7 protein-coding genes are annotated in these 14,246 nt (G+C 43.2%); 5 read left to right on the forward strand and 2 right to left on the reverse strand.

Translation table 11 applies throughout. The annotated features are described in order from the left end of the window. Nucleotides 1-8: 8 nt before the first annotated feature. Together Q4549_RS01540 and sbcB are read right to left on the reverse strand one after the other, a co-directional pair. Complete coding sequence (locus Q4549_RS01540; protein WP_303553140.1) at nt 9-551, reverse strand: hypothetical protein; 543 nt, start codon at nt 549-551, stop codon at nt 9-11. 77 nt (nt 552-628) lie between these two features. Further along, complete coding sequence (sbcB, locus tag Q4549_RS01545) at nt 629-2,041, reverse strand: exodeoxyribonuclease I (RefSeq protein ID WP_303553141.1); 1,413 nt, start codon at nt 2,039-2,041, stop codon at nt 629-631. 202 nt (nt 2,042-2,243) lie between these two features. Between sbcB and Q4549_RS01550 the strand changes: the two genes are divergently transcribed. The 5 genes from Q4549_RS01550 to hrpA all read left to right on the forward strand — a co-directional run bounded on the left by Q4549_RS01550 (nt 2,244) and on the right by hrpA (nt 14,244). Then, entirely contained in the window at nt 2,244-3,017 is a 774-nt protein-coding gene (locus Q4549_RS01550; protein WP_303553142.1) for a dienelactone hydrolase family protein, read from the forward strand. 197 nt (nt 3,018-3,214) lie between these two features. Beyond that, nucleotides 3,215-8,284 (forward strand): PAS domain S-box protein, encoded by a 5,070-nt coding sequence (locus Q4549_RS01555; protein WP_303553143.1) that lies wholly within the window; start codon nt 3,215-3,217, stop codon nt 8,282-8,284. 82 nt (nt 8,285-8,366) lie between these two features. Then, complete coding sequence (gene pyrC, locus Q4549_RS01560; RefSeq protein ID WP_303553144.1) at nt 8,367-9,401, forward strand: dihydroorotase; 1,035 nt, start codon at nt 8,367-8,369, stop codon at nt 9,399-9,401. A 496-nt stretch (nt 9,402-9,897) separates the two neighbouring features. Further along, nucleotides 9,898-10,317, forward strand: coding sequence for a CBS domain-containing protein (locus Q4549_RS01565; protein ID WP_137672950.1), 420 nt, complete (start codon nt 9,898-9,900; stop codon nt 10,315-10,317). A 66-nt stretch (nt 10,318-10,383) separates the two neighbouring features. Then, nucleotides 10,384-14,244 carry an ATP-dependent RNA helicase HrpA gene (gene hrpA, locus Q4549_RS01570; protein ID WP_303553145.1) on the forward strand — a complete coding sequence of 1,287 codons (3,861 nt, stop codon included), beginning with the start codon at nt 10,384-10,386 and terminating at the stop codon, nt 14,242-14,244. Nucleotides 14,245-14,246 lie beyond the last annotated feature (2 nt).

Genomic DNA, 14,246 nt, shown 5'->3' on the forward strand with positions numbered 1-14,246 from the left:
AAGTGGGTTTAGTACTTAAATTCTAAGCCCACAGAGAAGTTACTGTCGCCGTAACCTGGTATGTCGTGACTTGAAACAATGGTTTTCATTGACACCTTGTCATTGAGTGGCGCAACAAAACCTAAACCTACGGCAATATCAGTTTTGTCTACCAAGTAAGACATTTGGCGTTGTCCTAGGCTGTGGTAAATCGAGTCTTCATGAAGTTGGTTATATACCGAATACTTAGGGTCGTAAATGTGACTAAATAACTCTACGCGAAAAGAATTAAAAGGAGTTTGAATTACTGGCACTGCCACCATGTCGTAAAGCTCTGATTTAGAGAAATAACTATTAGTGAGAGTGGGGGAGAAATCGGTATCTTCGTAGGTCTTTTCGAAAATTTCGCCTAATAGAGCAAATTGCTCAGCACTTAAACGAAGTAAAGAAGACGGGCGTAAGGATAAATGTTCGTCGGAAGAGAAGCACGGGGAGGAAAAACATAAAGTCATAGCGACAGCAATACTTGCTGTTGATGCTATCGACAATTTTACCTTCTGAACCATTTCCATTGAATTTTCTTGTTCATCCCTAATGCGCCGACAATTATAACCTAGTCGGCGGAATAAAGTAGCATTTTGCTCACGTTTTAAAGGTTTTCTATATAGTTATACAGGCTTTTTAACACATTTATCTTATTAGTATCATTTTGATACTCGTTCATTAGCATTTCCAACTCTGGATAAACCACCGCAATTTGCTCGGCCAATGTGGCTTGGCGATGGGCTTGCCATTGCTGCAATTCCTTTTCGCTTAAGTATTCGGGGTAGTTACGCCCTTTAAAACGTAAAATCAAACGGTTCAAACGAGGGTCACTAAACTGAAACTGCTGTTTAGTAATCAGCTGCGGATCACTCGATCTTAACACCTGCATCAGGTTTTTATCTGCATTGCCCACAAAGCCTTTATATAAAGAGGTATCTGGGTTGTCGTCTTCTGCAAACTCGCGCTCAATGGCGAATACTTGATTAAGTTTTGCTTCTATTTGCGGCTTGTTTCGTACCATTAAGTCTAAGCTTTGACGGCACTGGCTGCGATTAAGGCCAAGCTCTTCGGCGCGTTCAGGTGTTAGTGTACTGGCGGGGGCTAACACTGGGCACTTGTTGGTATGAATTAGCTTCACCGGAATGGGAAGCTCACCATCGGCCAAATTAGCGTGTGAAGTATAAAGGCGTTGGTGAATTTGCTCCGCGCTTAACTCAAGCAATACACTGGCATTTTTATTTAAATCGACCACTATCATGGCGTTTTTATTTACTGGATGCCAGGCAACTGGCAATACCCATGAAGCACAGCCTTGAGCGGCGCCAAACATACCTGATATATGCACCAGTGGTTTGTTATTAAGTAAATCAAACTGCTGAGCCACCGCTTTTTTGTTACGAAGGTTAAGCAAATAGCTAAAGAGTTTAGGTTGTTTGTCTTTAATCAGCTTAGCCATAGCGATGGTGGCGTACACGTCTGATACCGCATCGTGTGCATTGGCATGGCTTAGGCCGTTGGCTGCCGTTAGCAACTCTAAACGAAAGCTTACTAGGCCATCGTCGTTAGTTGGCCATTCAATGCCTTCTGGTCGAAGCGCGTAACATGCCCGCACCATGTCTATTAAATCCCAGCGCGAATTTCCATTTTTCCATTCACGCTCATAAGGATCTAAAAAGTTACGAAATAGAGTGTAACGCGTAACTTCATCATCAAAGCGAATACTGTTATAGCCAACACCACAGGTACCAGGAACACTGAACTCTTGATTTATACGCGCAATAAAATCACTTTCAACTAGGCCTTTTTTTTGCGCCAACTGTGGTGTGATACCTGTTACTAAACACGCTTGAGGGTGAGGAACATAGTCATTTGGCGGCTGACAAAACCACTCGATAGGTTTACCGATAGGATTAAGATCCCAATCTGTTCGAATTGCAGCAAACTGACAAGGGCGATCTTTGCCCGGATGAATACCAAAGGTTTCGTAATCGTGGAACAGAAAAGTGTTGTCGCTCATGAACTGTTTTTAATCTTGTCGCTGTAAGTAAAAGCTATATCGCTAACCATAACACAAATCTGTTTGAGGTCGCTTGAACAGTGCAATAAACGCTTAGTTTGCTTAGCTTTTCGCCAAAAGTTTTTGATTTATCCGCCACAGAAAACTTTTCTACTACACTGTGCGTATTGTTAGAGCAAACTACACAACATAGGGACATGCAATGAAAACGCTCACTCTACTCGGCGGCATCATGCTCGCTTCAAGTGCTAACGCAACCATGGTTAGCCAAACGGTAACCCATACCATTGGTGATAAAAGTTTCGAATCTACCTTAGTATTTGATGATGCGAAGAAGGGGCTACCGGCTATTCTGATGGTTCCAAATTGGATGGGCCCCACCGAAGGCTCGTTAACTAAGGCAAAAAAAATAGCAGAAATGGGCTATGCGGTAATGATGGCCGATGTCTATGGTACTGACGTTAGACCCACTAATGCAGATGAAGCAAAAGTGGCGGCAACAGCGCTTCGCAGCGACAGACCCTTACTACGTGCTAGAACTAAGGCAGCGCTAGATGCGATGAAAGCCAATTTGCCCAGTGCAAATACAGACGCCGATAGCGTCGGTGCAATAGGTTTTTGCTTTGGTGGTGGCGCGGTGCTTGAATTAGCGCGTGCGGGCGAAGCCATCAATGGAGTGGTGTCTTTTCACGGTAACTTAGATACCCCAAATCCTACAGACGCTAACAACATCACTTCGCCAGTATTAGTACTGCATGGCGCCATAGACCCTTTTGTTCCGGCAAAACAAGTGGCCGATTTTGAGCAAGAAATGAGCGCAGCAAAAGTTGATTGGCAGTTTGTGGCCTACGGCGGTGCAGTTCACTCTTTTACTAATCCAGCGGCTGCAATGACCGGGAAAGCGGAATATCACCCTAAAGCAGCAGCGCGCTCATTTATTGCCATGGATAACTTTTTTGCTGAATCTTTCAATTAGAGCTGAGAGAGTTTTTGTTAAACGCCCTTAATTAATAAGGGCGTTTTTATTTAGCTAAAGTAGTAAGCTTATCTTTTGAATTTAATTGATTTTTAGCTTTTTGGCCTAAGCATTGTATTTAGTTTTGATTGGGGATTATAGTTAAGTGATTGGCCCTAAAAGATGGGGTGACTAAATGCGAGTGACAAGGAAAGTATATGCAAGTTGAGCAATTGTTATGGGTACTGTTTGCCTTACTCATTTTAATCGTGATGCTTTTGAACAGGTTGCGTAAATCAACCATTGAAAATGTCAGCTTATTACTTAGCTCGCGTAAAAGTATTTTAGTGATTGTTGCCATATGTACGGCAGCGATTGCTTTTATTGCTGCGGTAACCAGTATTGGCCTGCAACAACTAAAACATCATCAATTCTCCCAGTTAGAAGATGTTATTGAATCAGTACTTGATACTTCTGATGCTGGCTTGGACGAATGGAAGCAAGGCTGGCAATCTAAAGTTGATGCGATTGCCTTAGATCCCACCTTTAAGCATTTCTCTACTGTGTTAATTGAGGCAGAACATTCAAAAGACAGTTTAATTGATGACCCCGCATTAGAAGGCTTGCGTCAATCTGTTGACAATTATCGTGCGATTTTTGATGATTTAGGTTTTTTCATCATTTCTAGAGATCGCATAAACATTGCCTCAATGCGAGATGAAAACCTTGGCGAAATCAACGTTATTACTCGTTACTACCCACATTTGCTGAATCGCGCGTTTAACGGTGATACGGTAATTATTCCGCCGATTCGCCCCGAGATTAATTTAGACGACATGTTGCAAGGTAAAGTGCAAAATGTGCATTCCACCATGTTTATTGCTGCACCGATAAAAAATCGAGATGGTAAAGTTGTGGCATTGCTGACGCTGCGCATGGATCCAGAGACAGAGTTCTCGCAACTATTAAAAGGCGCTCGTATTGGCAAAACCGGTGAAACCTATTTGGTTAGCCGTTCAGGTTATATGATTTCACCTAGCAAATTTGAAGATGAGTTGACCGCTTTAGGTTTACTTGATGGCAAGCAATCTTCTGTACTTAACATTAAGCTTCAAGTCCCCAATCATAAAGGCGAAAACCCGGTTTGGACCAAGAGTGGTTATTCAATTATCGCCAAGCAAGACGGCGCTAATTTTATTGGTTATAAAGATTATCGAGGGGTAGCCGTTGTTGGCGCATGGCGCTGGGATCCGGAGCTGGAGATTGGCTTAGTATCTGAGATTGATCATGAAGAAGTGATGCAGGGTTACTTACGCTTTCGTAATATTGTGTTGTTGGTACTGGGTTCAGCCCTCGCATTTTGCATTTTGTTGTTTGTTTTGGTGTTTGCCTTAGTTCGTAAAATAAACCTGCGTTTAGAGCGCTCTAAAGCAGAATTAGAGCAAGAAGTTGAAGACCGCACTGCAGAGTTACGGGTACGCGAAAAAACCTTGTGGGATCTCTACGAAAATGCCCCTATTGCTTATGCTTCGTTAAATGAAGATGGTAAGTTTCTAAAACATAATCTTAGTCTTGCGGAGTTAATCGATCAGCAGCGAGATCAATTTAAACATCTATATTGGCACCAATTAGGCACTGATGAAGCAAACCAGCAGCGGGCTAAACAGTTACTTCAAAGCGCCCTACAAGGTCAAAGCTTTAACGATGAAACATTGAGCATTATTTGTGCTGATGGCCAGCAAAAAAATGTCAGTGTTAATATTGCGTCTGGTGTTGTGGAAAACGACAAAATCGTTGAAGTAAAAGTATCGCTTATTGATATGACCGAGCGCTACCAAGCGCGTTTAGCCTTGGCCGACAATGAAGAAAGGATCCGCACCATTGTGGATACCATCGCCGACGGTATTGTGCTGATAGAGCAATCTGGCATTGTGCGTAGTTTTAGCCCTGCTGCCCAGCAAATATTTGGCTACACCGAGCAAGAAGTTGTAGGTAATAACGTTAGAATGTTAATGCCAAAGTCTATTGCCGACAATCACGATCAAACCTTAGCTGATTATCTACCAAAGCCAAACTCGGTCGTTATTGGCAGCGAGCGTGCAGTATTTGGTTTGCGTAAAAATGGCGAAGAATTCCCTATGGAACTGGCGGTTAAAGAAGTGTTCCTAAAAGGAAAACGCCACTTCACCGGTATCATTCGCGATATTACTGAACGTAAAAAAGCCCAGCAAAAATTGGCCGATAGTGAGCGTCAATTTAGAACCCTGACCAACAACTTACAATGCGTTATCTATCGGGTAAAATTGGTAGAAGGTGAAGCACCAGAGTGGTTGTATGTTAGTGAGCAAGTGTTTGAGCAAACGGGTTACCCAGTAGAAGACTTTGTAGGGCCTAATGCGCCCCGGCGTTATAAAGATCTAGTTCACCCTGATGATTATCAAGAAAGCATTGACCGCTCGAAAGATCTCAATCAAAAAGGTGGTGCTATTTCTCAAGAGTTTAGAATCATTGATGCCCATGGCCGCGAAAAACACGTGCTGCAAAAAGCTTTTGTTTCCCTAGGTGAAGAGGGGGAAGCAACGTTCTCTGATGGCGCTATCTTCGATATTTCTGAAATCAAACAGGTAGAAGCGCAATTACGTGAAAGTGAAGAGCGATTAGATTCTGCTGCGTCTGGTGCAGGCTTGGGTATGTGGGATTACTATCCGCAAGAAGATCGGATAGAGGTGAATGCTATTTACGAGAGTATGCTTGGCTACGCCGCTGGCGAATTACGTGCGGGTGATGGATTGTGGGCACGTTTAAAAGGGGATACCGAAGCGTGGCTTAAGTTAATTCATCCTACAGATGCAATTCGTAACAATGACAAGCTAGAAGAGCACTTAGCCGGGGAAACGGATTTATTACGTAACGAAATACGTTTGCGCTGTAAAAACGGCCAGTACCGTTGGATATTAAGCATTGGCCGCGTGTCTGAGCTCGATGATGAGGGACGACCAATACGCATTAACGGTATTCATGTTGATATTAACGAGATTAAAAAACTGGAAGACCAGTTAAATGACGCTCGCGCTCAAGCAGACAGTGCTAACCAAGCTAAGAGTGACTTTTTAGCCAATATGTCGCATGAAATAAGAACACCAATGAACGCGATTATTGGTATGTCTTACTTAGCGTTAGAAACTGAACTAGACAATAAACAGCGAAATTACATTGATAAGGTACACCGCTCGGCAGAGGCTTTGTTAGGCATCATTAACGATATTCTCGACTTCTCCAAAATAGAAGCTGGCAAGCTAGACATTGAAGCAATTGAGTTTCGTTTAGAAGATATTCTGGACAATTTAGCTAATTTAGTGGGCTTACGTGCCGAACAAAAAAATCTAGAATTACTATTTGATATAGACCCTAACATGCCAACAGCGCTGTTAGGGGATCCACTTAGGTTGACACAAATACTCGTGAACTTGTGTAACAACGCAGTGAAGTTTACCGAGCAAGGCGTTGTAGTGGTAAAAATTGAGGCTAAAGAAATTACCGACGCTCAAGTACAAATGTATTTCTCGGTAAGTGACACCGGTATAGGCATGACACCCGAGCAGCAAGCTAAGTTATTTAAACCTTTTTCACAAGCCGATAGTTCGACCACGCGTAAACATGGCGGTACAGGATTAGGGTTAGCGATTTGTTTAAAACTAACTGAAATAATGGGTGGAAAAATTGCGTTAAGCAGTGAGCCAGGTAAGGGCAGCTGTTTCTATTTCGACTTACCGATGGTGATTCAGAAAAACGCTAAACCCTTACGCGATACAAACGAGTCGCAGCTGTCTAACTTAAAAGCGCTAGTGGTTGACGACAACCCAAGTGCTAAAGAAATCAATGTTCAGGTACTAGAGGGATTTGGACTCTCGGTAGAGTCTGCTGCTAGTGGTAAAGAGGCGTTGGCCTTGCTACAAGCGCCTGATGTAGAGCCTTTTGATATAGTGCTTATGGATTGGAAAATGCCAGACATGGATGGCGTCGAAACGGTTCGTAAAATTGAAGCCTTGGGTATCGATTTAGATGTAGTGATGATCACTGCATTTGGTCGTGATGAATTAAGTAAAGAAGCTAAAGACATTAAAATAGACGCCATTCTTACCAAGCCAGTGACCCCTTCTCATTTATTCGATACGGTTATCGACGTAAGACAAATTGAGGTGTTTGAGCAAACTAGACGAGAAGCTCAACAGCACGGAGCAGACCAAGATATAACTCATTTACGTGGCGCAAATATATTGGTGGCCGAAGACAATGAAATTAACCAAGAGTTGATTACTGAGCTGCTTAAAACCAATGGTATTTCCTGCGTGGTTTGTGGAGATGGAATGCAAGCGGCCGAGTATCTAAAAACGCATCAAGTAGACGGTGTATTAATGGATTGCCAAATGCCAGTAATGGATGGGTACACCGCCACCAAAGTGATACGTCATCAGTTGGCCTTAAAAGACCTGCCGATCATTGCGCTTACGGCAAATGCATTAGCGGGCGACAGAGAAAAAGCCATAGAAGCGGGCATGAATGATCACATACCCAAACCGATTAATGTAAATAGCTTGTTTAGCGTGATGGCTAAATGGATTACGCCTAGTGCGCCAGCACTTGTAACTGACCCGGCGTTTACCGCTAGTGACAACGGATACCAAGCACTGCCAGTTGTTAAAGGCTTGGATACTGCGGTTGGTCTAGCCAATGCAGCTGAAAACAAAACCCTATATTTGAAATTGATAGCTAAATTTGCCAGTGTAAATAATACGTCTTTGGTTGATTTACAGCAGGCATTTCAGCAACACCAAACAGCCGATGTTCAACGTATTGCACACACTATTAAAGGCGTGGCAGCAACTTTAGGTGCGCAAGTCATTTCAGATTTAGCCGCAGTGATAGAGCTGGCAGCAGAGCAGGGCGAAGTATTAAGTGAACAGTTAGACCAACTGGCGAGTCACTTGCAACCACTACAAATAGCCTTACAACAATTTGTGCTTAGCAGTGAGCAGCAAGCTCAGCCTGAATCGGCTGTTCAATCGAATGTTAGCGATGAAGAAATACTCTCTGATTTACAAACTTTGTCCCAATTGCTGGATGACTTTGATAGCGAAAGTAATGATTTTCTTGATCAACATGAGGCTATTTTGCAGCGGTTCCCGTCTCAGGCAAAACGCTTACAGCAGTTGATAGAAGAATATGATTACGAAGCTGCCGAGACCATTGTTAATGAATTGCAGCAATTAGTTGCAAATAATTCATAGGCATAGCCAAGGCTCACAAGACTTGTTTAGTCACTTGGGGTAGACTTCCCGCGAATTGTTATTATCGACTCAGGGGATTGTTGTGACTCAAACACTTACTATTACTAGACCAGACGATTGGCACTTACATTTACGTGACGGAGCAATGCTTAATGTTGCAGCAAATGCGACCGCTAAGCATTTTTCGCGCGCGATTATTATGCCAAACCTTACTCCGCCGGTTACCCAAGTCAGTGATGCTAAAGCTTATTATCAGCGTATTAAACAAACCCTGCCTGAGCAAAGTCAATTTGAACCGTTAATGACTTTATATTTAACTGACGCCACGAGTCCTGAAATGATTGCCGAGGCAGCAGCCAGCGGCATTGTTAAAGCTTGTAAGCTCTACCCAGCAAACGCCACAACAAATTCTGCCCACGGCGTAACCGACGTCAGTGCTTTACGTCCAGTCTTCGAAGCAATGGCTGAGCACGGTTTATTGCTGTTAGTGCATGGCGAAGTAACGCATTCAGATATCGACATTTTTGATAGAGAAGCTGCGTTTATTGACGCACACATGCGCGACTTAGTCGCTTCTTTGCCAGACCTTAAAATAGTGTTTGAGCACATTACTACTGCAGAGGCCGCTGAGTTTGTGATGAATGCGCCAGATAATGTCGCAGCAACTATTACTCCGCAGCATTTAATGTACAACCGAAATCATTTGTTAGCGGGAGGCTTACGCCCCCACAACTATTGCTTGCCCGTATTAAAGCGTCAAACTCACCAACAGGCGTTACAAAAAGCAGTGGCTACTGGCACTAAGAAGATATTTTTGGGAACTGATTCTGCACCTCACGTGCAAGGAGCCAAAGAAAGTGCTTGTGGTTGTGCGGGTTGTTACAGTGCGCCGGCTGCCATTGAACTATATGCAGAAATTTTTGACCAGCTAGGCATACTGGATAAGTTAGAAGGGTTTGCAAGTTTTAATGGCCCTGACTTTTACGGTTTACCACGTAACAGCGAAACGATTACGTTAAGCAAGCAAGCATGGCAAGTGCCAGAAAGTGTAATGGTTGAAGACGAGACCTTAGTACCGTTTTTTGCTGGCGAAACCCTACAGTGGCAAGTTAAGTAGGCAAAAAAAAGCCCTTTGCTATAGCAGCAAAGGGCTTGCGTAATTGTGTAAAGGTGTACACAGCAATAGGTAACTAAACGCGTGACTGAGTTAGCTACTCAGTCGCGATAAATATTATCCTCAGTGGCTTTAGTTCACCATTCCCCAAATGGGTGAAATTGCTCCTTTAGCTATTTATTTATTGATATTCAATAGCTTGCATTAACTTTTTGCTTGTTAAAAAAACAAAAAAAAGCCCTTTGTTTATAAAAACAAAGGGCCTGCATAATTTGTGTAAAGGTGTACACAGCAATAGGTAACTAAACGCGATGACTGAGTTAGCGACTCAGTCGATATAAATACTACTCCGCTAAGCTGTTCTCTACTATTACCCAAATGGGTGAAATTGCCTAACATTCCTAAAATAGTGGTTCCCAGCAGAGTTGATTGGCTTGCTGGTGTAATTGTCTCAGGACAACTAAGCTCAAAGTAACAGCACTTATTAGGAGTATTGGTTATGCCAGAGAATCTTAAAGTTCGCGACTACATGCTGACTCGTCCGGTGTGCTTTACCTCTAAGCAGCCGATTGCCGAAGTGGTGCATAGTTTATTGGAACACAAGCAGCTAGGCGCGCCAGTGATTGATGAACAAAAACATGTCATTGGTTGGATATCAGAACAAGACTGTTTAAAGAGTCTGTTAGAGGCCACTTACCATTGCGAAACCGTATCATTAGTGGAAGACGTGATGCGTAGCGATGTACTTATTGTAGGCCCAGACACTAGCATATTGGAACTTGCTCAAAGCATGCTTCAGCAAAAGCCCAAAATGTACCCAGTTATCGAGCGAGGCAAACTTTTGGGCATTATCACGCGCGAAGAAGTGCTTGGTGGTATCGATAAACATTTGCATAGTTGCTACAAACAAGTGAGTTAGACTTGTTTTCTCAGTGATTATTGTTAGCATTTGCGCCTCGTATGCAACCCTACGAGGCGTTAATTCTTGCAGTCGGCTTTTTCAGATCTAAAACAACAAATTTCTCTCGCGTTAGCCAAAGACCGTTATCGTCTGCAGCGACAGCTTGCTCAACTAAATTCAGATGATCAGGCCAAGCAAAGTGCCGCTTTTGAAAAATTCAGTTCAAGCTTAGATAAATCTCTAGATTTAGCTAAGCGTCGTCGTAGTGCTATTCCACCTATTGAATACCCACCACAGCTGCCGGTTGCTGAACAAAAGCAAACTATTTATGAGGCGATTCGCGACAATCAAGTGGTGATCATTGCCGGTGAAACAGGCTCTGGTAAAACCACTCAAATTCCTAAGATTTGTTTAGAGCTTGGCTTGGGGAGTCGAGGTTACATTGGCCATACTCAACCTCGTCGATTAGCCGCCAGAACAGTCGCTGCGCGAATAGCCGAAGAAATAGATACACCGATTGGTGAATTAGTGGGTTATAAAATCCGCTTCAACGACAAAATTAAAAACGATAGCTTAATCAAATTAATGACCGACGGTATGCTACTGGCAGAAATGCAGCAAGATCGGTTTTTATCGCAGTACGAAGTACTGATTATTGATGAAGCACACGAACGAAGCCTAAATATTGATTTCATTTTGGGCGTGTTAAGGCAATTGCTGCCTAGACGTCCAGATTTAAAAGTAATTATTACTTCGGCGACTATCGACCCGCAGCGTTTCTCCAAGCATTTTAACAATGCTCCAGTGATTGAAGTCTCTGGGCGAACTTACCCCGTAGAAACTCGTTATCGCCCGTTGAATGAAGGCGAACAGACTAAAGATGTACTAGAAGGTTTAGCGGAAGCGGTTGAAGAACTATATCGCGAGAAGCCGGGTGATATTCTTATCTTTATGAATGGAGAACGAGAAATTCGCGATGCAACTGACTATCTGCAAAAACGAAATTTCCGTGATACCGAAGTACTGCCGCTTTATTCTCGTTTGTCTAATGCAGAGCAAAACAAAATTTTCTCTTCGCATCGGGGAAGGCGCATTGTATTAGCGACCAACGTTGCTGAAACTAGTTTAACGGTTCCAGGTATTCGTTATGTGATTGACCCTGGTACTGCTCGTATTAGCCGTTATAGCTATCGTTCTAAAGTACAGCGATTACCCATTGAAGCCATTTCTCAAGCCAGTGCTAATCAGCGTAAGGGCCGTTGTGGGCGGGTTGCCGAAGGTATTTGTATTCGTTTATATAGCGAAGAAGATTTTGAAGGCCGCGCAGAATTTACTGATCCAGAGATTTTGCGGACCAACTTAGCCTCGGTTATTTTGCAAATGCTTGGTCTAAAACTGGGTAAATTGGAAGATTTCCCATTTATTGATATGCCCGATCAGCGCAATATTAAAGATGGTTTAAATTTACTTGAAGAAATTGGCGCGTTAAAAGATGGCTTAAGTAAACCGAGCTTGAGCCCGCTTGGGCGCGAAGTGATTAAGTTTCCCATTGATCCTCGTTTAGCGCGAATGATGGTGGCAGCTAAGCAGTTTGGCTGTGTTCAGGAAATGATGGTGATTTGTGCTGCGCTATCCATTCAAGACCCACGAGAGAGGCCCAATGATCGCAAACAAGCGGCGGACCAAAAACATGCTCGTTTTGTAGATAAAGATTCAGACTTTTCTAGTTACCTATTGTTGTGGCGCTATCTACAAGAGCAGCAAAAAGCCTTGTCGGGTAATCAATTTCGCAAACAATGTAAGCAAGAGTTTCTAGCCTATATGCGAATTCGCGAATGGCAAGACTTAGTCTTTCAACTGTCCACGGTAGTTAAAGAGCTCGATTATTCAGTTAATCAAGAAGAAGCCAATTACGACGCGATTCACCAAGCCATTACCGCGGGTTTGTTAAGCCATTTAGGCTTTAAAGATAAAGACCGTGAATTTTTAGGTGCACGTAATGCTCGTTTTGTGGTGTTCCCTGGTTCTAGCCAAGCTAAAAAGCCACCTAAATGGGTAGTGGCAGCTGAACTAGTGGAAACCTCTCGCTTGTTTGCTCGGGGGGTCGCTAAAATTCAACCCGCTTGGTTAGAAGAACAAGCTAAGCACCTGATAAAAAAATCATACAGCGAGCCCCATTGGTCAACTAAACAACAGGCTGTAATGGCTTACGAAAGTGTTCGTTTATACGGCGTAAGCTTGGTGAACAAACGTTTGGTTAACTACGGGCGTATCGACCCGGTGGTTGCGCGTGAAGTGTTTATTCGTTCAGCATTGGTAGAAGCCCAATGGCCTGCTAAGCATGATTTCTTTAAACAGAACCAGCAATTGCTTGATGACGCCGAAGCGCTAGAGCAAAAGCAGCGTCGTCGTGATGTGCGAGTTGATGATCAAGTGCTATTCGATTTCTATGCTGAGCGAATTCCCGAAGACGTAGTATCGGCTAGCCATTTTAATCGCTGGTGGAAAAAAGCGAGCGCGCAGCAAGCTGACTTACTGAGTTTTTCTAAGCAAATGCTCTATCAGCACGATGCTAGCCATGTAACAGAACAACAATATCCAGAGCAATGGCAGTTTGAACAAGTATCGGTGGCCTTGAGTTATGTATTTGAGCCGGCCGAGGTCGATGATGGTGTTAGTGCGCATATTCCTTTGGCACTATTAAACCAATTAGACTTCTCGCGTTTTGATTGGCAAATCCCTGCGTTTAGGGAAGAGCTGATTAGCGGTTTAATTAAATCTCTGCCAAAGCCGATTCGCCGCAATTTTGTGCCGGTGCCTAACTACGTAAAAGCGTTTTTGCAAGCAGTGCCAAATGCAGACGGGCAGCTGTTTGAAGTATTAACAAAGCAACTGCTTAGAATGACCGGAACGAAGATCCCCGAAGATGCTTGGAATATGGATTCGGTGGCCGATCACCTAAAAGTTAACTTTAAGGTGATTGATGATAAAGGCAAGGTAGTGGCGCAAGGGCGAAGCTACCAAGCTCTGCAAAACAAGTTACAAGATCAAGTTGAACAAAGTATTGCTGAAATTGCGCCTAGTTCTTTTGCTGAGCAAGCTAAGGTAACAGAATGGAGTTTTGGTGAGCTACCTTCAATGATTGAAGAGCAGCGTCAGGGTTATCAAATCACTGCATTTCCCGCGTTAGAGGATCAAGGTAAAACCGTTGCGTTGAAGTTATTTGATAAACAAGAGGAAGCCAGCTGGAGCCAAACACGTGGTTTAAGTAAGTTATTGCAGCTTAATATTCCTTCACCATTAAGTTACTTACAGCAACATTTGCCAAATAAAGCCAAATTGGGTTTGTATTTTAATCCTTTCGGCCGAGTGGATGTATTGCTTGATGATTGCTGTTTGGCAGTAATAGATAAATACTCCCAGCTGCATCAAGTCGATAACCCTGATGACTTCGCATCTTTATGTGACACCGTGCGTGCAGAATTAGCCACCGAAACCTTAGAAGCAGTGGTACAGGTAGAACAAATATTAAGTTTGCACTACCAAATTAACAAGCAGCTAAAAGGCAAAGTAGGCTTTGACCGTGTATTAGCACATGCCGATATAAAAGCGCAACTGACGGCATTGGTGCACAAAGGTTTTGTTCGAGAGGTTGGCTTACAGCGTTTAGCCGATGTGCAACGTTATCTTAAAGCCATAGAGCGCCGCTTAGAAAAGCTAGCGATAGATTCTCATAAAGATCGCTTAGCGATGCAGCAAATTGATACCGCTATCGAAAGAGAGAAAGAGCTGGCGTTGCCGGTATACAGTAAAGAGGGTGAAGAACTGCGTTGGATGATAGAAGAGTTACGCGTATCTTTGTTTGCTCAGCAGTTAGGGACTAAATATCCTGTTTCTTTAAAGCGGGTACTTAACCACATTACCGATTTACAGAAGAGGAAATAAGC

It is taken from the genome of Agarivorans sp. 2_MG-2023, assembly GCF_030548085.1.
Classification (GTDB): Bacteria; Pseudomonadota; Gammaproteobacteria; order Enterobacterales; family Celerinatantimonadaceae; genus Agarivorans.